General features: G+C 40.1%; 18 protein-coding genes and 1 pseudogene. 4 read left to right on the forward strand and 15 right to left on the reverse strand.

Features of this window, described 5'->3' with window-relative positions:
• Positions 1-59: 59 nt before the first annotated feature.
• Positions 60-1,325, forward strand: coding sequence for an IS256 family transposase (locus tag EO132_RS02415; protein WP_127136011.1), 1,266 nt, complete (start codon positions 60-62; stop codon positions 1,323-1,325).
• Between the two features lie 13 nt (positions 1,326-1,338).
• Positions 1,339-1,893: pseudogene (locus EO132_RS02420) on the forward strand (TraM recognition domain-containing protein); the annotation flags it as partial.
• Between the two features lie 147 nt (positions 1,894-2,040).
• Here the strand turns inward: EO132_RS02420 and EO132_RS02425 are convergent.
• Positions 2,041-4,896, reverse strand: a complete 2,856-nt coding sequence (locus EO132_RS02425; RefSeq protein ID WP_121847529.1) for a TrlF family AAA-like ATPase — start codon at positions 4,894-4,896, stop codon at positions 2,041-2,043.
• 185 nt (positions 4,897-5,081) lie between these two features.
• Here EO132_RS02425 and EO132_RS02430 point away from each other — a divergent pair, with 185 nt between their 5' ends.
• On the forward strand, positions 5,082-6,440 hold the full coding sequence (locus EO132_RS02430) for an RNA-binding domain-containing protein (protein ID WP_121847530.1): 1,359 nt from the start codon (positions 5,082-5,084) through the stop codon (positions 6,438-6,440).
• A gap of 9 nt (positions 6,441-6,449) precedes the next feature.
• Here the strand turns inward: EO132_RS02430 and EO132_RS02435 are convergent, their stop codons facing one another.
• The 9 genes from EO132_RS02435 to EO132_RS02475 are packed head-to-tail and all read right to left on the reverse strand — an operon-like array spanning position 6,450 to position 13,595.
• Entirely contained in the window at positions 6,450-6,821 is a 372-nt protein-coding gene (locus EO132_RS02435) for a hypothetical protein (RefSeq protein ID WP_121847531.1), read from the reverse strand.
• A gap of 7 nt (positions 6,822-6,828) precedes the next feature.
• Positions 6,829-7,668: a DUF4138 domain-containing protein gene (locus EO132_RS02440; RefSeq protein ID WP_121847532.1), complete on the reverse strand. Its 840-nt coding sequence runs from the start codon at positions 7,666-7,668 to the stop codon at positions 6,829-6,831.
• Positions 7,665-8,594, reverse strand: a complete 930-nt coding sequence (gene traM, locus EO132_RS02445; RefSeq protein ID WP_121847533.1) for a conjugative transposon protein TraM — start codon at positions 8,592-8,594, stop codon at positions 7,665-7,667. Before traM ends, EO132_RS02440 begins: the two co-directional genes overlap by 4 nt.
• Positions 8,575-9,198, reverse strand: coding sequence for a conjugal transfer protein TraK (locus EO132_RS02450; protein ID WP_121847534.1), 624 nt, complete (start codon positions 9,196-9,198; stop codon positions 8,575-8,577). The genes traM and EO132_RS02450 overlap by 20 nt, the downstream gene beginning before the upstream one ends.
• Before the next feature lie 11 nt (positions 9,199-9,209).
• Positions 9,210-10,052, reverse strand: coding sequence for a hypothetical protein (locus EO132_RS02455; RefSeq protein ID WP_121847535.1), 843 nt, complete (start codon positions 10,050-10,052; stop codon positions 9,210-9,212).
• 2 nt (positions 10,053-10,054) lie between these two features.
• The gene (locus EO132_RS02460; RefSeq protein ID WP_121847536.1) at positions 10,055-10,630 is read right to left on the reverse strand and encodes a conjugal transfer protein; all 576 of its coding nucleotides are present in this window, start codon (positions 10,628-10,630) and stop codon (positions 10,055-10,057) included.
• Positions 10,631-10,634: 4 nt separating this feature from the next.
• The gene (locus EO132_RS02465) at positions 10,635-13,037 is read right to left on the reverse strand and encodes a TraG family conjugative transposon ATPase (protein ID WP_121847537.1); all 2,403 of its coding nucleotides are present in this window, start codon (positions 13,035-13,037) and stop codon (positions 10,635-10,637) included.
• On the reverse strand, positions 13,030-13,308 hold the full coding sequence (locus tag EO132_RS02470) for a hypothetical protein (protein ID WP_121847538.1): 279 nt from the start codon (positions 13,306-13,308) through the stop codon (positions 13,030-13,032). Before EO132_RS02470 ends, EO132_RS02465 begins: the two co-directional genes overlap by 8 nt.
• Positions 13,308-13,595, reverse strand: coding sequence for a hypothetical protein (locus EO132_RS02475; protein ID WP_121847539.1), 288 nt, complete (start codon positions 13,593-13,595; stop codon positions 13,308-13,310). The genes EO132_RS02470 and EO132_RS02475 overlap by 1 nt, the downstream gene beginning before the upstream one ends.
• Before the next feature lie 219 nt (positions 13,596-13,814).
• Here EO132_RS02475 and EO132_RS02480 point away from each other — a divergent pair, with 219 nt between their 5' ends.
• Positions 13,815-14,417, forward strand: coding sequence for an N-acetylmuramoyl-L-alanine amidase family protein (locus tag EO132_RS02480; protein WP_235856359.1), 603 nt, complete (start codon positions 13,815-13,817; stop codon positions 14,415-14,417).
• 76 nt (positions 14,418-14,493) lie between these two features.
• Here the strand turns inward: EO132_RS02480 and EO132_RS02485 are convergent, their stop codons facing one another.
• From EO132_RS02485 to EO132_RS02505, 5 genes are read right to left on the reverse strand one after another with little or no spacing between them, the layout of a single operon-like run.
• Complete coding sequence (locus EO132_RS02485) at positions 14,494-16,959, reverse strand: S8 family peptidase (protein WP_121847541.1); 2,466 nt, start codon at positions 16,957-16,959, stop codon at positions 14,494-14,496.
• Between the two features lie 7 nt (positions 16,960-16,966).
• Positions 16,967-17,950: an AAA family ATPase gene (locus EO132_RS02490; RefSeq protein WP_121847542.1), complete on the reverse strand. Its 984-nt coding sequence runs from the start codon at positions 17,948-17,950 to the stop codon at positions 16,967-16,969.
• Positions 17,951-18,006: 56 nt separating this feature from the next.
• Positions 18,007-18,669: a P-loop NTPase family protein gene (locus tag EO132_RS02495; RefSeq protein WP_121847543.1), complete on the reverse strand. Its 663-nt coding sequence runs from the start codon at positions 18,667-18,669 to the stop codon at positions 18,007-18,009.
• Positions 18,653-19,405 (reverse strand): hypothetical protein, encoded by a 753-nt coding sequence (locus EO132_RS02500; protein ID WP_121847544.1) that lies wholly within the window; start codon positions 19,403-19,405, stop codon positions 18,653-18,655. The genes EO132_RS02495 and EO132_RS02500 overlap by 17 nt, the downstream gene beginning before the upstream one ends.
• Positions 19,406-19,408: 3 nt before the next feature.
• Complete coding sequence (locus tag EO132_RS02505) at positions 19,409-19,693, reverse strand: helix-turn-helix domain-containing protein (RefSeq protein ID WP_121847545.1); 285 nt, start codon at positions 19,691-19,693, stop codon at positions 19,409-19,411.
• Between the last annotated feature and the right edge of the window lie 17 nt (positions 19,694-19,710).

A 19,710-nucleotide genomic window follows, 5' to 3' on the forward strand; every position in this document is an offset into this window, starting at 1 on the left:
CTGTAAACTGAACTCTGTCTGAAAAAGATTAGAAGTATTAATTTTATTCAGACAGTACCATGACAAAGAAAGAACAGACAGAATTTGAAAAGAAGGTGCTCGAGCAGTTCATGTCGGGCAAGAACCTTTTCGGTGAGGGAGGCGCCTTTGCCCCCATGCTGAAGAATGTGATCGAGAAGGCCCTTGAGGCGGAGATGGACGGCCATCTGGACGAGGGTGAGCGCACCAAGGGCAACAAACGCAATGGCAAGGGAAAAAAGACGCTGAAAAGTGGTTTTGGGACCTTCGACATCGATACCCCGCAGGACCGCCAGAGCAGCTTTGAGCCGGAACTTGTGAAGAAACGCCAGACCATCCTGGCGGACAATCTCTCGGAGAAGATCATCGGGCTCTACGGCCTTGGGATGAGTTACCGCGACATCTCGTCCCATATCAAGGAGATGTACGATACGGAGATCTCCCATACGGTCTTAAGCCAGATCACCGATCGGATCGTCCCCGATGTAAAGGCGTGGCAGAACCGTCCCCTGGAGCCCCTCTATTGCATCGTGTGGCTGGATGCCATGCACTACAAGGTAAAGGTCGATGGGAAGATCGAGCACAAGGCCCTTTATAACATACTTGGCATCAACAAGGAGGGATATAAGGAAGTTTTGGGCATGTACATCTCCGAGAGCGAGGGTGCCAACTTCTGGCTCCAGGTGCTGACCGACCTGAACAACCGTGGACTGCAGGACATCCTTATTGCCTGTACCGATAACCTGAAGGGCTTTACCGAGGCCATACTCAGCATATTCCCAAAGACCCAGGTACAGAAGTGCATTGTACACCAGATACGCAATTCCCTCAGGTATATTGCCTCAAAGGACCAAAAGGAGTTCATGCGGGACCTCAAAGAGGTATACCGGGCCACCAGTAAGGAGGTGGCCGAGGACGGACTCCTGGCCCTGGGCGAAAAATGGGGAGGCAAATATCCCGTGGTCATTGAATCCTGGCAGAACAACTGGGAAGAGCTCTCCCAGTACTTCCAATACACCCCGCCCATCCGCAAACTGATCTATACCACCAATGCCGTGGAGGGCTTCCACCGCCAGGTACGCAAGGTCACCAAGACCAAAGGGGCCTTTACAAACGATATGGCCCTGCTCAAGCTGGTCTACCTGGCCACCAGGAACATCGAGAAGAAATGGACATCGCCCCTGCAGAATTGGAGCCTGGTGGTCCAGCAACTTTATATTAAATTTGGGGAGAGGATTCCCTTGGAATTAAATCCCAATCCCTCTGGGGCTAGCCCCAGAGGGATTGATGGATCGGACAGAGTTTAATTTACAGACCCCCAAACAGATGAGTGTGCGTAATTCCAAACCTTCATTTCTATTAATGGAAGAAGCACCGACCATTCGCTTACTCAATATGCACCGCATTCCAGCGACACTGCGAAGCTATGATATCGCCACCATTTATGTAATGCAGGACAAAATCCAAAACGATATGATGTATGGCGATAAGGCCAGCAAAGCTATTTTGAGTAACCTATCCTATCAATTCTTTGGCAAGGTCAATGACCCAGACACGGCAAAGTATTACGAACGTTTTTTTGAAATTATCAAAAACCCAACAAAAAGCATAAGTAAGGCCGCCAACATCTTTAAAACCGACACCCGAATAACAAAAGGCGAAAGAGAGGTTTCCAAAAGAAGAGCAGATATTTTCTTTAGGCTCAAACAAGGTGAGTTCGTCACCTTTGCAGACGGGAAGGATAAGAAAGTACGGTTCAAATTATCAAAAATCGAAAGACAACTTCCACAGGATACCAAGCGATATTCGGAAGCAGATTTGAGAGCGAATTTTGAAAGGATTTATGATGAGGCGAGGTCGATTTTTAGAGGATAACAACTAAGCAAGTTTCTCAATCGATTACCCCAAAATATTTAAGTATAGCACTGATGAAAAGTAAAAATTAGAAAAGTTCTAACAATTAGTTTTCCGTACTTTTTATGAAACCACCACATTCTGAGGTCATTTTTTTATAGTTATCCATTAAAAGCCATATTTATCTTTTCTAAGCCTGAACGCCTTTTCGCCACCTTCCATTACAGATGTAATTTCGTTTTTAATCTCTTTGGTGTCAATAGCACCTTCTGCTTTGATAATCCCTCTTGTTTGTGAGCTGGCATCTTTATAGTCGCAGCAAATCACTAATTCGGCATCGCCGTTAACTACCAAATTGGCATTATGGCTCGTAAAAACCAATTGCCTTTTCTTTTTGGCATTCCAGATATTTTGGATTATTGCATCAATAGCTCTATTGTCAATGTCATCTTCGGGTTGGTCGATTAGTAAAGGTATTCCGGGCTGGTTGAGTAATACTGTAAGTAGTGCCGTAGCCTGCTGCCCAGCAGATGCATCTCGAAAGGGAATTTCATCGCCAAGTTCATTATTTGTTGTATAAAAGAATTCAGGGTCAAATTCTAATTCTGTTGCTGTCAATTGTAACCAGTCATCGGTTGTGATTTTGGATTGCATCTTTAATTTGTGGTCTTCGCTGAATCCGGTTGAGTCCAAGATTGGTGTAGATGGCAATTCTTCTGGATTCTCTTCATCAAGTTTAAATTCTGCCAATAATCTTAATTCTTCAGAGATCGCTATAAATTCAGAAATTGGGTCATCTTTGCTGCGGATATGTGCTATTAATGCATCTATTCGCTCTTCTCTGATTCTCGTTCCTTCAAGAATAGAACGTAATTTTTCCTTGAAATTAGCAAGATTGATATTTTTGGTAACTACTGCTTTAATAAGGTTATTTGATAAATCGGTGAAATTTGTTGCTTGGTCATTTAATACCTGAACTTTTTCCAAGTGCAGTTCCTTCCATTCTTCTTTATAGGCGTTATAGTCGTTTTCTGGATTTCCAAGCTCTTTTAATACTGATTTCCTATCGGCAACTAAACTATTAATCTCTGCCAGACGGTCTTCAAGTTTTTTAATATTCGTTAGTTGTTCTTGACTTGCTATGGACTTCCCCTTGGCAGCCTCATATTCACTATCGAACTGCGCTTGCTTTTTCCCCCATTCTTCTACAATTTCGGTGTACTGCTTTAATCCGCTCTCATTAAAAATATCCTTCAGATTTTGAACAGCTTCGTTGATATTTTTGAATTTTGTTTTGACCTCTGTATTAAGATTTTCTATCAAATCCTTGTTCTCTATGTTGTCAATGTGAGGCTCAATAGGTTCTGGGTATAATTTCAAAAGCTCAAGAAGCTCATCAGCTTTAGACTCAAAAAGCGATAGTTCAGATTCAGTATTTTCTATAATTGTCTTCTCTAACTCAAATTTTGATTTTTTGTTAATTGTTTTTTGGTCAGCTTCCGAAATCCCTTTTAAAGACTCTCTAATACCTTTAACTTGCCCCTTTATAGAACTACCTTCAATATTGAAATTTGCTATCTCATTCTGCACTTTCTTTTTGCGTACTAATTGATTGTACGCATTTTTGAGTTTTAGATTTGTTTCGTCTAAATTGTAAGAAGTACGCTCTAAGCTGCTCTTAATAGGTTGTTCTATAAACCGCTTTAGTTCTTCTGTCTTTACACCAACATCACTAAGTTGTTTTTGGCTATAGGATTGTATTGGCAGTACTTTTCGAATATCTTCTTCACTAACTTTTTGAAATTCACCATCACCAATTTTCAAAAGTATTTCCCTGCTGGCAGAATTTCTTTTAACGATGTGGCGAACATCATTTTTCACCATTGTAATTCTCACTTCACCATCAACGGCTGTCAACGTTTTCCTTATTAGCGTATCTCTTCGGTTCTGAATAATATCCAATTCTTGATAGTTGCCTATTTTAACCGTTTGGTCACACAGTCCCCATCTTATGTATTCTAAAATAGTTGACTTGCCAGTTCCTCTTCCACCAATCAAGGCGTTATATTGCTGATTGAAGTTGATATTGAAACCACCCAGAAATTTAGAGTTTGTAACATCCAGCGATTCAATAAATATTTGAGGCATTTCTGGCTCATTCTGAGAAATTCTGGATTCTTTGGCCAAACAGGCCTGCCGAATAGCTTCTGCAGTTGGTTCTGCCCATTTAACCCAAGTAGAATATTTTCCAAACTCACGACCGTCCTCGTACCTATTATCTGAAGTAGATACAAGACCTATGCTCTTGTTTCCGTAGTTGACATCCCCACCGTTAATTTTATTTTGATAACCGGATTCCTGTGATATGTCCTTATCAACATAACCGCCAACGCAAGGCATTTTAATGTAGTGCTCTTGGAAGCCTTGACGTATTATGGAATGTTGGCCACCTTTCCCAACATTAGGAAGTACAATGTACCTACCTTTACAATAGCTAACTTCATCTAAAATTTTATGAAGCTGGGGAAGGTTGTTGATTACCTCTTGGGAAATTCTCTGGGTTTGTACCGTTTGTCTGTCATAGGGGTCTGTAGGTTGTATGCCAAGAAAATTAAGGACAGAGTTGAGATGGGTATCCTCGAAATCTGCATCAAAAATAATAATAGTCTGGCTTGCAGGATTGGAAAGGCTGAGTTCAATGCCTGGGAAAACCGTAACTTTTTTCTCTGGCTCGCCCATTATGTCGTGTATCTCATTCTGCTCTATGGCGACCCTTCGTAAGTGTTGGACAAAAACCACATCGTGATGGTCTGTCATAGCGATGGCGTTAATTCCTGCACTGCTTATTTTGTCTAAATATTCCTTACAAAATTGATTTCGGTTATCATCAATTTGCTGTTTGTCCTCTTGAGTTAAACCTTCTACTTGCTCTGGATTTACACCATAACGTGCACCTGTCCAAGCAATATCGCGAGGGCTGTGTACCTGAAAATCACATCGATAAAATTTTGCGCCTTTATTCATGAAAAAATAGTGATATTAAAATCGATAAAGTTAATTAACATTTTATGGATTTTAACATTTCACAACAGTTTAGTTTTAACAAATGTTTTCTTGCAGATTGAATCATCGTAATCTTATTATATCTGTTTTTTGCTAAAACCCACAATTTAATATCACTATCTTTATCCCCTAATTTACCTTGATGAATGCCAGAAACAAACCGTATAGAATACAAACGAGAACTGTCCGATGGGCTTGAAAAAGAGGTCATTGCTTTTTTGAACTATCGCGAGGGTGGTATTCTCTATATCGGTATTGACAAAAACGAGAATGTTTACGGTTTGGCGGATTCGGATGGCGACCAACTTAAGATTAAGGATAGGCTAAAGAACAACATCCGACCTTTCGCATTGGGTCTGTTTGACATCGTGAGCGAGGAACGGGATGGTAAAGACATCCTTAAAATTATTGTCGCCAGCGGTCCTGAAAAACTGTATCATCTTAGAAAGTATGGGATGAGCGAAAAGGGGTGTTTTATCCGTATGGGTTCATCTGCAGAGCCAATGTCCCAAAAGATGATAGACGAGCTCTTTGCTAAGCGCACACGAAATTCCATCAGCAAAATTAAATCTGGACGACAGGACCTGAGCTTTGGACAGTTGAAAATCTATTACGAAGAAGCTGGCTATAATTTGGGGAAAGCCTTTACAAAGAACCTGGAATTGCTTACCGAAGATGGCGCATTCAATTACGCAGGCTATCTTTTAGCTGACAAGAACAATACCTCTATTAAAGTGGCCAAGTATTCAGGCAAGACCCGAACAGATCTCATTGAAAGTAACGAATATGGTCACGAATGCTTGGTAAAAGCGACCAAGCAGGTCATTGATAAGATTGCCGTCGAGAACAGAACAGCCACAAAAATTACCGCAAAGGAACGACAACAGGCCAATCTTTGGAATCCCATCGCCTTACGGGAAGCTATTATCAATGCATTTGTGCATTACGACTATACCAACGAGATTACCCCAAAGTTTGAAATCTTTTCGGACAGGATAGAAATTACATCAGCTGGTGGTCTGCCCGAAGGTTTGAGCAAAAAGGAATTTTTTGAGGGCTTTTCAGTCCCACGGAATAAAGAACTGATGCGAATTTTTAAGGATTTAGAACTGGTGGAACAATTAGGTTCTGGCATCCCTCGTATTTTGGAACACTATGGCAAAGAGAGTTTTAGTTTTTCTGATAACTTTCTTAGAATGACATTTGAGGCTAAAGAAACTACTGTTGATGAAGGTGGTGCAAAAGGTGGTCTAAAAGGTGGTCAAATAGGTGGTCAAATCGAAAAGGATATTGGTGCCATTTCTGAATTAACACATAGACAAAAAGAAGTTCTGAAGTTAATTGCTCAAGATAATCGAATAAGTCGTTCCGGTATTGCAGAAGTATTACATATCAATGAATCTGCAATTCAAAAACACCTCAATAATTTAAAGGATGCTGGATATATAGAGCGTGTGGGCGGAACAAGAGGCTATTGGGAAATCAATCTCGATAAAAATAAATAAATACGTTTTTCAAAAAGGCGATTTATCTTTTGAACCTCTGGCATCTGCCAGCCACTTACCGTTTTGCTTAACCAGTTTGAAAAGGCCGGGTGTTTTATCGTAAGCTGTTGTATATTTTACCCAAGCCACATCACCCATAATCGTGTCCTGCAAAACACTAAAATTGGAATCATCTTTTGGTGTAGCGTTGAACATATTTATGGTATTCATATAGTTAGAATAAGCCTGTGGTGTTGAGTTGGCTTTTAAGGTTTCTTCATCCTTTTCATAAAAGCTTTCGATAACAACTTGGGCTGTAGCACTTGGTCCTGAAACTTTAGTTGTGGAATCTGCACACGAAAGGAACAGCAATACGAGCGTGAAAACGATACTATTTTTCATAATGACTTTAATTTGGGTTATTGATATATCTGTACGATAGTTTCATTTCAATATTTCGTTCACCATCCTTTTCATTCAGTTCTAAAATTGCCCTACGGTCATTGGATAATGAAAATTTTGGCAATACATAAACGAACCGTACCGTTTCACCTTCTGCAATTTTTGAAGGCAGATTATGTTTGTAAATCGGCTCTTGATACAAACGTTGTAATGATTTCCTTTTTCCTTTTTGTCGTGTTTCAATCGAAAGGTTCAAGAAATTCAAATCGTAATCCAAGGTAGAATTATTCTCAATCTGGATGACGAAGTACAGTTCTTCTTTATCGAAAACGATATTCTCAACACGTAAAACAATACCTTCATTTCGCTTTTTGATTCGACCAATGCGCTGTTTCCTATTGAGAAGGTATGCGCAGAATTTTTGGTAATGGTACGTTCTGTTATCTACACGCTCTTCAGAAGATTCAGCAAGAATTGAATCGGTTACAATCGGTTTTTCATTTCCGATACTACTTGATATCGGAATAAAATAATTGAGCTTAGAAAGCTGTTTTTTATACCTTACAATATACGAAAAAATCGAGCCATTTCGGTTGATTACCAGCAAATTACTTTCCTTTCCAGGCTTGGCTTGCAACAGTCCAAAATATTGTTCTTTTTCACGATTGTAGGTAAAGACAAAATTATCTGAACCGGTTATACCTTGCCGAATAGGTTCTGGGAAGAATAGTGCCACATTTTTAGTGTCATTTGCATAAATGGTATCAAGTAAGTGGGTGGTTTGTGCGTTCGCTTTCGCGAAAGCGAAAACAAATACCATTATGAATATATAATTATATCGTCTCATAGTTTTGGTTTTAGGATTAATCTGTAATTGTTCAGGACGGTTACTTTTACCCTGCGGTTAGAACGCCTAAATACTTGTGTAAGTCCGCCAACTTGCGGTACGCTGGGAATATTAATATCGCCAATAACATCATCAAATACCTCTCTGGTTACCTCTTCCCTAAAGTTGTTTTCGACATAGATACCCTCACTACCGTCTTGCAAATCGAAGGCTTTTAGTTTAGTGGGATGGTGTTTAATATTCTCAATTTCAATTAAAGCACGATTGGGCTGGAAACTGATAAAGCCAAAAACAGGCGTGTTCTTTGGCATAAGTTTACCATTGATAGTAGCCGATTTGGTTAGGCGCATCCGTAATCGGGTATTTGCTTGAACAACCTGGTCACCATCTACGACTACGTAAATCGTTTCATCAGTATTGCCGATAATTGAAACTTCATTGGGCTTGGGCGAGGCCGCAAAGAACAGTTGATGTTCCAGGCCCAATTCTTCGGCTTCAATTTTTTGTTCTCTTTTAACTTCAGCAGAATCCACCTTTGGTGTTGTTTGTTGAACAACTCGCTTTTGTCCCAAATTTTGATAGCGTTTTTCGGAATACTTAATCTTGCCAGCCTTGTAAATACTATCCACAATGCGTTGCTTTTTTTGTTCTGGCAAATCAGGATTGTACAGTCCCGTAGAATCCAAGAGCTTTTCATCGTAGATGCTCGGTGCGGTGCTTTCACGCACTTCCTTGAGGTCGTTTATGGCATCGAGTTTGGAATCGTATTCCTTTTGGTCATCTTCCAGTTCAGGAACAAGCGTCTGTTGCAAGGTGTCTTCATCATTGTCCTCATCTTCCATAAGCATTACTGAATACGAGATAAGGAAGAGGAAAATGATGGCGAGTACACCAGCAAAAATGATTTTATTCTTTTCTACTTTCATAATCTATTTTTCTTAAAGTGTTTTCGAAATAATTGGTAATCAACAATCCGTGTGGATTGTTGGGAAAGTTTCGGTCTACCATAATCAAGTTTCCTGTAGATACCAATTCGTAAGTGTCAATGACTGAACCTCTATTGATTTCAAAAATGGTTACTGTCCTGAAGACGTAGCTTCCGTTTTGCTGCTCTACTTGCGAATCGATGCTCAGCACTCTTTGAACAAGGGAATACTGAAGCAATCGATTATAGACACCATCAGCCTTTTTCTGACGGTAGAGATTATCCACCGAGCTGTTGGCCAGCCAAAGAGCCTTTTCCAGATTGCGTTCGTAGTTGCTGGCATCGATGTTATAGAAGTAGTTATGGAACAGTTCTAAGTGAGCCAGAGCTTCGACCCTGAAATTTTCCTTTTGAGTTACGAGCTTTAACGGAATGATACTGCCATCGGTATTGATAGCAAAGGCACTATTGAGAGCAGTTTTGTTCATATTATAAACCATTAAAAGCGAAAAGCTGCTGGATAGCAACGCACAGATGACTACTGCCAAAACAATAAGCCGATTCAGTTTCAATATTTTGTATATGTTCTTGTAAGGTGTTTTCATTCTGAATGGAATTAGTTGGTAAATAATCTGAGGGTAAACGAGGTTGCACGTCTATACAATTTGAATTTTAGAAAAACGATAAAGCCAACTGAGCCCAGTTGAACTACAGGCGCAAAAAAGCCCTGACCTGTATCGGTTCCGAACAGGTTAACCCAGAAATTGGTATTTATTTCCGTGTAAATGGCATTGATAAACACATTGACCAGAAAGAATGCTGGTACGAGCATATAAACGGCAGCGTACAGTTTAAAGAAGGTATAGGCGAGCGAACGGAATTTTTCAAAAACTGCCAAACTAATGACCAATGGAAAAAACGCCTGCATTATTCCCAAGAGGAAAAAGCGTTCTGCTAAAAACAGCGGATAGATAAACAAATCCAATATCCAAAGTATGGTGCTTAGGATAAAGGCCAATATCTTGAACCCATATAATGGTGTTACCAATGCCTCATACAAAAGCGTCATTGCCGAGCTTGCGGCATCAAAAAGGCTGACATCTTCCTCTAATGGTATATCCTGCATTTGCAATGGAAGTAACGCAGGTGCCGTGCCCCTATATTGTTCCTCGATGGCTACCAATATCCCATCAAAGAATCCTAACACCTGCGTTGAAAATATGACCAATAGGACAATGGCAAAATTCTTTGCCAATTCGCCCGGACTCAACCCCCAAGTGTAACCGTCCTTGTCAGCAATACCTTCGTTGTATTTTTTAAGGATGTTGACCAAGAAAAATAGGACAGCAAGTGTTTTCATTCCGGCAATAGTGTATTGCGAAAAGTCGCTGGCCTGTATGGTCTGGAACACCGTATCGATGTATTCCAAGCCAATTCCTAAAATGATGGTCGCAGTCATTGTTAATATCCTATTTCTCGATTATTGACTTTATCCTGCATCTTTCTGAATGAAATAATATCACGATAGCGTTTTGTTTTCATAGTGATGCTGGAAACCATCTGCTTCGATTCCAGTTCCTTGGTTTTCAGGACTTCGGCGCGTTCGGCATCACTCATTTTTAGATAATCACTTGAGAGAACTTCGTCTATAAAATCCACCGTGTCCAAGGAATTTTGTACAATGGTTTCGAAAGAACCCATAACCTTGTCAATTTCCTCGGGTTTGATGTAGGGGGAATTGAGAATATCCTGAAGGTCATTTTGCATTACATCAATAAGGCGCTGATTGTTCTGTGCGATTTCCTCAACTGCCCTAAGCTGTTGGACAACGCTTGAAACTTTTTCAATAGCTTCTTTGGCATCCTTGAGAAATTTTACGGACTTAATCATTTCTGCGGTCTGTTTACCCGATTCCAATAGCTGTTTAACCAAACTGATGAAGTTGGTATTGTCATAGACTGGCATTCCCTGGCACGCAGCGCGTGCAGGCAATAAAAAGATGAATGCCGTTGCGATAATCAAGATTTTTGTTTTCATAACATTATGTTTTAGATGTGAATTGAATTATTGCTTTTTCCATATCCTGATGCTCATTGTAGAGCTTCATTATTTCCTCATTTTCCTTTCCATCCGTTAAGTAGGCGGCATAAACTTCCTTTGGAACTTCCAACCGGAAGATGTTGCTTTCCTTCCCGATTTTGATGAACATTTCGGTGTACTTCCGTGGTCCGGAAAGATTGTTCTTGATGGACTTTAACTGATTCAGGTCGTGGCTGGAAAGATTAAGGCGTTTGACCAGTTCATCATAACCCTTTTCATTGTTTAAGCTGTAAATGACCTGTGTATTTTCAAGAATACTGGCCGATGTAGAATTGTTGGGTAACTGATTGATGGATTGTAAAATAATACCGATAGCACCGTTTTGCTTTCTGATGGCTTGGTAGTAGAATTCCACACTTTCCAGTACATTATCAAACTTCAGTTGCTTCGCAAACTCATCGAACAGGATGATGCCCTTTTCGGCACGATTGCGCCAGATGGTTCTTTGGATGGCCGACTTGATGAGCTTGAGCATTACGGACAAGATTTCCTTATTGTCCTTCACTTCATCCAGTTCAAAAACAATCAATCGTTTGTCCTCAATTTTATAGGTTTGGTCCTCGCTAACTTCAAAGAGAAAACTATATAGACCATCGCCGACATACTCGGATATCACGTGCAGAAAGCTCGTTACATTAAAGTAGTCGGGATGGATTTTTAGGTCGCTCAGAATATCTTTTTGATGCCTTTCTATAAAATTGTAGAAGCCTTCCAGAGAATGGTTTTCAGAAGTGCTATCGTAATAATGACGCAGTATTTTTTTGATCGAAACGGATTGTGCTTTCGTCACTTTTAAATCAGAAGCAAACAATTCAAAAAGGAACACCGATAAATCTTCAAGCCGTTCCGGTGTTAGGTCATTTTTATCGCTAATAAAGAATGGGTTAATACCAAGGTTCTTTCCGCTCTCATAGCGAAGCACGGTGTACTTTTCGGGATAGAGCTTGGCAAATTTGGTGTAGGATCCACCCAAGTCAATAATGACCAAGCGGACACCTTTTTCAAAATACTGGCGCAGTATGTTATTGGCAAGGAACGATTTGCCTTCGCCCGTTGGGGCGAAAATGGCAAAGTTTCGTGCTTTGATACGCTTCTTTCGTTCATCCCAAACATCTTTAAGAACTGGAATGTTATGCTCTCGGTCATTAAAGATGATTCCGGTATCGTCAGATTTGTAGTTGGTATTGTTAATGGACAGGCAAAGTGCTTGTTTCAAATCTGTTACATACAAATCATTGTTCGAGAAGTTGGATGAAAAACAGCAATAGCTGTTCAGGATGTAATTCTTGCGTTCTTCACCTCTTGGATAATATGGGATGATATCCAGTTCCTTGAACTCGGTCTTGATTTTTGAAGTAATGGAATCCAGACTTTTTTTGTCCTTTGCCCAATAGACCACATTCAAATGACCTCGGATAATCCGTGCATTGTCATCGGCATTGATTTGGTCAAGGATGTGCTGGATTTTACCAAGAACCACCTTATTCTGCGAACCGAAATTGGAACTTTTGTTAAGCTCTTCTATTTTCTTGTCGAGCAGCTTTCGCCATTTCTGTTTATCATCCAAATACAAAATTTGGTTTACGATATGGTTCTCGTTCAACGTAAGCCCTAAGCCATCAATAAACCCTTGATGAAATACAAAATCGTCAGAAGTGAATTTCTCATTGGTCTTGCTACTTTGTACACTTTCGCCAAAGCACAGTTCGCTGTTGACGGCCAGGGCATCAAAATGATTGTCACCGATGGTGACGTTTTTCTTTTCCAGTAGGATGTCGGTATCAAATCCTTCACTAAATCCATTGAAGTATGAGCTGGTCAAGTCTTCTATTTCTTTCGCTTGAAGCGGAATAAAACGCATCTTTCTACTATTGTTGATGAAGGACACCGAATCGCTGACCGCATTGGCAAATACCTTAATGTTGTCATCCATTTGCTGGACAATCCCCTTAGAAACCTTCCGGAACGGATTGACATATTTAGAATTGTTGAGTGCCTTGTTTTTAGTCAGGATAAAGAACAGATAGCATTGGTGCTCTATATAACCAAGTCCCTTAAAATGGTTGTGGGTGGCCTTTTCAAGAAAAGATGTGTTGGGCAATTGTTCTGAAGAGTAGGACTTCTTTAAATAGATATCCTGTTTATGAACCACCGTTCCAACAGGTAGTGACTTCAAGGCTTGGAACCACGCACCGTGTATATCCTCAAAGTCCTTTTCAGAAAGCGAATAGATTTCTGGCAGATTCCCTTTATAGCACAACACCACATTGCCATTATTGGCAAAGACGATATTATCCTGAATATCTGCAATGGGTTGATATGCTGAGAGGTTCATCTTATTCATATTCAAAACCTGAGTTACGCTTGTTGCTGATGATTTTTGGAAAAGGATTACCCATTTGGAAAAGCTGCGGATTGTTGGCTATTCGAGTCAAGGCAATATAAAGTCCACCATTAAAGACCATTAGCCCGATGATGATGCCAAAGCTGAAGGAAAAAATGATGATGAGCAGTGATGCCAAAATAGATACCATCATCAAGGCAAATAGCGAAATGGGCAGGCCAAATATGACCGCCCGTTTCCGCATATTTCTATAGACTTCAAACTTCTTCACTACACTACGATGCCTATGAGATAGGTGAAGATTCCAACTACCGCGCCTGCGATTAAAACAAATACCAAGACTCGCGTGATTCCTTTTTTGAGGTCTGCGTTTTCACCAAAGAAATGACCTGCATTAAAAAGGAATCCAATAAGGAATATGACCCCTAAGATGATTGGGAAAATGGCTCTGATGGTATCGGAAACATCGTTGACCGAATCTTCAATACCACCAATCTGTGCAAAAAGCGATGTGGATAAGAGCGAAAGAAAGCCCGCCAAATAATATGTTTTTTTCATAACGAATGGGTTTAAATTTTTGGTTCATTTTCGTTATGTGAAATTTACATATATTTGAATATAAATAACTGAAAATCAAATATTTGTGAATAAAATATTATTTGATATTATTTAGTTTTCGATGTTATTATTTGACATCAAATTCTATGAAATTTTGAAGTGGAACTGTTAATAAGAGAAAAATTGAAAATGAAAAAGTGGCTCAAAAACGTCAGTTTTATGATTTTGCTTCTCAAAAGTTGCATCTTTTTGGGTCAGGATTTGGATGAGAAAAAAATCATCGTAATTGACCCTGGCCACGGCGGAAATGATTCCGGTGCAATTGGGGTAAATAACTTAAAGGAAAAGAGTATAACCTTGGAAATAGCAAGGTTGATTTCAGAATTGGCCGAGAAAAACCACAATAAAACTGTGGAAATTTATCAAACACGTTATAGCGATACCTTAATTTCTTTAAGTGATAGGGGCAAGCTGGCCAAAGTTCTAAATGCAGATTTGTTCCTGTCCTTGCATTGCAATCATTCGGATAATCCTAATGCTCGTGGTGTAGAAATCTATGTGTTCAATCAAAGGTCGAAGTTTTTGGATGAAGCAACTTGGTTGGCGTTTCAATTACAAGCTGATTTGAATGACAAGTTGGGATTTGAAAGTAGAGGCGTAAAGTTTTCCAATTTTCAGGTGCTTCGGGAAACGAAGGACTTTATGCCATCCGTTCTATTGGAATTGGGGTTTTTAAGTCATCCTAAAGAGGAAAAATATCTTGTAGTCACAAAGAATATTACACTCTTGGCGAACATCATATTAAAATCAATAAACAATTAATCAATGAAAGAACTATCTCAAAAAATTTTACATAGTCTTAAAGCAATTTCAAAAACGACATAGAAGTAATAATTTCTTATATCAAAATGTCTATTTGATTGAGAACGGGATTATATAGGTCAACCGTATTGTCTGGTGATTCAATAGATAGAATTAAACTGTACCTGACTTGACTATTGTAACGCAACAATTTTTTTCTGGTACGCCACCAACCATTGACAGGATAAATGGCAACTTTATTTCTGGTAGCTAAGTCGGCAGCGGTGCCTTTCCAAATATCTTTATGCACAGAGCCCTTATCCCGAACTTTATTTCCGATAATCCAACTTTCTCCGGAATACGAACCATTTTGGTCTTCTAATCTAGCTTCGCGATTTACTCTTTCCCGAAAATGTTCAATAGTTTCACCCGAATCAATCATTTTAAACCGCAGACCGTGAGATTGATAGTAATATGATTTACTGTATTGCTTGTTGCCGGGGTTTGGTTCTATAAAATAACATAATGTGGCCGTAAGGGTTACTTCGCTATCAAATAATCCCGTTAGAACATCGGTAGGCCAAGGTAAACTGTGTAAATGCATTTGATTTGTTTTAACCGTACCATCATCAAGTATAAAAGGACTCAAAGATTCTTGCGCAATAAAGGTAAGTGAATTGTTTGCGCTTCTTACAGCTTTTTGAAAATCGGGAACGCCGTACCCAAAAGTTCTTAGAAGCCTGATTTGTTCTGTGTTGTTCAATTCCTGTATAGCCCTGTTACCAAGCATTTCATTTGTCCAATCGGCCGAATGAACAAGAAGGCCCTTTATGGTTTCTGGCCATAATGTGGGATATTGCGAAGTTAGCATTGCTGCATACCTAGAGGCCAAAGCTGTAGCTCCACTGGTATCACCAAAGCTGGAAAGAGGTTCGGTTCTAAAATTTTTTCCAACGGAAAGTACTCTTAGTGAATCTGGGTCGATTATACCTCCGTTATGAATACCATAATTGCCACCTTCCATAACCAGTTCTGGCTTTAGAGCCCAATTGTTTTCCCACATTACTGAAGTGCTATTGCTTGGTGACATACCACCTGCAGGTACTAAAGGTGTTGCTCCATTAAATTGACCTTGGTCTATGACGGTTTTTTGGGTAAATGAACCAATGGTAAGTGCATTGAAGGCCTGTGCAGGGTCGTGTATAGATTCTTCAAAATTCTTTTGTGGATATTCCGAAATATTAAATATCACGGTATTTCCGCTTGAGACACAGAACAGTGATTTGTCATCAGTTGTACCTTCCTCTCCAAAAGCAATTTTATCTACGGAGCTTGACCACGATGATGGTTTACCTTTGTCACGTCCATCAGTAGCAGTTACCGCCATTGCTAATACTCGCTTGTTGGTAGGGTTTAGAATTATTGCCCTGGCAATGGCTTCTTCCGTTACTGCACCATATAATTCAGGTTGATGCGGGTTGTTGGGATGAATTAATTTGATAGATTCAAGCCGATGGAATATTTCAATATTTGAGTTGTCCTGCAATAAATCGGTAAGGTCTCCATAAAGTGCAATTCCTGCCATTGGTGTTCCGTGGCCGTGGGGATGTGTGTCGGCATTTCCCCATTCAGGGTTTACGGAATCCATATTGTCTTCTGGGATAAAACCCTGTAGCAAGGAATGACCTCGGTTTACACCTGTGTCCAATAAGCAGATTATAACGGAATCATCAGTGGTTCTATCAATCGTTCTATTTCTTAGGTCCTCAACCCAATCGTTGGCATCATCGTTATTTAATCCTGTGAAAAAATCAGCAGCTTCTTTGGGTTTTCTTAATTCTGCTAGTTTATCAGTATATAACAGAGTAGTTGATAGTTCTCTTGCTGTACCTCGAATCATTCGAACAATGTGCTCTGGGAACAACAATCTCCGTTCAGCAACCACAATTACATTATCTAAGAGCATATTTATCATCTCCTCATCTTCACGGATGTCGTTTTGTGAGTTGTCTCGTCGTAACCAAACTTCCCACCAAACTTCTTCATCGAGACCAGGAAAATCGATTTCATCCTCTTGCCAAAAACTTGCCAAAGTAGCCTGCTGTATATTAGCAATATTATTGAGCAGCTTAGTGTTTCTAGGGTTACCGGAATCACTGTCCTTCTCGGGATCTAGATAAGCTTCGATTTTTCTCAGGAATTTGGATATTCCATTGGTGTTTAAAAACACACAAGCCCTGTAGCGTTCGTGTTCCTGACCGTCAATTATGACTTTTTCCAATTTTGACGATACAAAACGATGGTCGCCACTTCTACCATCTTCAAAACTATCAAAGGCCAAAAGGCAATCCTTTTCAGAAATAAACTCCAGATATACAAAATCCATATCTGTATTTTGCCTAAAGGCCATTTCAGCCATTTGAAGCTGGTTGCGCAACGCATTTCCGTGAGTGTTTCTATTTCTCCCAATTGGAGTTACTCTATCCCGTCCTGTGCTTGGGCTTGTATAAGACTCGGTAGATGCATACCCAGAAAGAATTATGTGTTCTAAGTTTCTAGGCATTTATAAATTAAAACTTGGTCTTTTTATTTTGGATAAATTTAAAAAGAGTAGCGGAAGACACTTTTTCTGTGTTTTGTACAATCATCTCCTTAATTGCATCCTTACAAGCATTGGAAACGTCCGCAAAACTAAGTCCTACAGCCTCTTTGGCAAGTGCATTCACGGTTTTGCCTTTGGCAAGCGAGTACCCCTTTAACTGAACTTTGATGAGTTCGGCAATTTCCTTGCTGCTTGGTAAAGGATATTGTATAATGTCATCGAATCTCCTGAATAACGCCTTATCAAGAGATTCAGGAATATTGGTAGCGGCAATCAACAAACTATTCGATTGGTCTTTCTCAATATTCATTAAAAAACTGTTTAGAACACGCTTGATTTCCCCGACATCGTTACCATAGCTGCGATTTGAACCTATGGAATCAAATTCATCAAACAGGTAAACCGCTCTATGTTGGTACATCGAATCAAATATCAATTTAAGCTTTGCTATAGACTCACCCATATAGCGACTAATCAATCCATCCAAACGGATAATGAACAATGGAATTTCCAAGTCGCCAGCAATTGCTTTGGCCGTCATTGTTTTTCCACAACCAGGAGGGCCAACTAGCATTAATTTTCGCCTTGGTTCTAAATTATGCTGTAAGAGCTGATCAAATTTCAGTTGTTCTGAGAGAATACGTTCAATAGCTTCCGAAACTTGTTCGGTCAAAACCATATCCTTGGTTTTGATATGTGGTCTATAAACTTCTAGTAAATCCTTTAACTCTCTTTGGGCTTCATTTACAGGAAGAATTCTTGTTTTTGAAACTGAATCGACTTTTCGCTTTGACTTGATTTTTTCAATCAAGACCTTCAATTCCTCAGCAAGTTTTGTATGCCCTTTTTTGGCTTCAGAAGCGGCAATTTGCATTGCGGTGGTGTAAAAACGATTATCGTCTTCGTCACCAAAACTTTGTAATAATGCCTTTATTTTTTCTGCCGCTGCCAAATTATTTTTAACAAAAATAGTAAAATGAAAATTTTAATTCTCTAGCAATTGCATATTTATTTTCTCTTATCCCCAGCCGCCTTATCAAAAGCAATCAAATTAAAGAGTTCACGCATCCGGCTTCGGACACGATTGCCGTAGCGTTCTTCCAGTTCTTCGGCGTTAAGGTTAGTGGTGGCGTGGGTCTTGATTTTTCGCTTGGTGGAAAGGTAAAGCTCGTAGCGTGATAAAAGTACTTCGCCCATTACGTTCAAGTCCTTGCCATAAAATCGGCCAGCAGGTTCAACTCCCAAATCGTCAAAACAATAGAATTTGGTATTGCCATATTCCTCGACCGTTTTAAAGCCCAAATGGTTAAACCCAAAGGTTACGTTTCGGCAGGGAATCACTTCATACGGACGTTGTAAGGGTACGATATGCCGTAATAATTTCATCAGGCTTGTTTTTCCGCATCCCACAGGGCCGGAAAGCAGTATGCCCTTGTCAATATCAATGCCATTTGCGTTGCAATATTCCTTGTCTTTGATAAAGTAGGAACAGAGCTTCAAGAGAATATCTCTGTCCTCATCATAAATCCTAAACTTTTTGCCGAACAACAGCTTTCCTTTGGCATTCAGGTAAATTATGATTTTAGGAAAATCGTACACTATGCTTTTCCCGTCGAATGTTCCGATCGAATATTCCACGCTACCTTCTGTGATTTTAGAGGGGTTGTCCATAGTCTTTTGTTTTAGTGGTACGCAGGTTGTCCTTGATTTGGGATGCTTGTTTTTTGTTTGGTTTGTTTTCGGTGTCGAACAGTTCGGTACGGTCCATCCAGTTGATGGCCACCGCACGCCAGTCACGAATCGGTTCCCCATCGCCTGTTTGCCAATTTCGATCAGTATAGTGCTGATAGAATTTTTCCGCTTCATCGGCATCAAAATTCTTTTCCTCAAAAAAATCAGTGACGGCCTGACAGTCCTTTGGCTGTTTTATATAGTTTTCCTCTTTGGTATTGTTTGTATTAGATACCAATGCTTGTCCGCTGGTGGGACGGTGCGGGTTCACTACCTGTCCGTTTTTGGGATGGTTGTGTCCTCCAAGCGGTACACCTCTGGGATAGTACTGTTCCGCAAGCTGTTCTAAAATGGGATTGTACTGTCCCGCATCCGGTTCATCACTTGTCCCGATAATGGACATCTTCACTTTGCTGCCCTTGTACGGATTGTTTGAAGGAAAATAGGAGAGGTATTGCCAACCGTCCAAATCGACGATGCATCTGTGGTAGGTAGATTTTGAGCCAATCTTGGCCACACGCATCAGCTCTCGGCGGTTCACGTAGAACTCTTCGGCAAAACGGTTGCTGTTCCATTCCTGGAACAGGGCCATATACAGGCTGATATGGGTCGGGTTTAGGCGGTCATCAAAATAGAACTTTTCAAAAGCCGCATTGAGTAGCTTTATGTAGTTCATCGTTTACGGATTTAGACCGTGGTGCACACGGTTAGCATCCATAACCTTTTGAATTTCCTCGGCATCGTAGTAGATTATTCCACCAACCTTTGTATAGGGCAATGTGCCATTGATGCGTAGGTTTTGAAGTGTTCCCGGACTGACTTGAAGTAAGTCCATAACCTCGGATGATTTAAGGTATTTCTTGAGCCTGCCCTTCGATTGTTTGGCAAGCAGGTTTTTGATGTCATCGAGCAATTCCATTTTGAACTCCCGAAGGTCGTCTGTGGTTATAATACTTGTTGGCATAATAGAACGGTTTAAAA

The organism is Flagellimonas oceanensis (assembly GCF_003992595.1).
Lineage (GTDB): Bacteria > Bacteroidota > Bacteroidia > Flavobacteriales > Flavobacteriaceae > Flagellimonas > Flagellimonas oceanensis.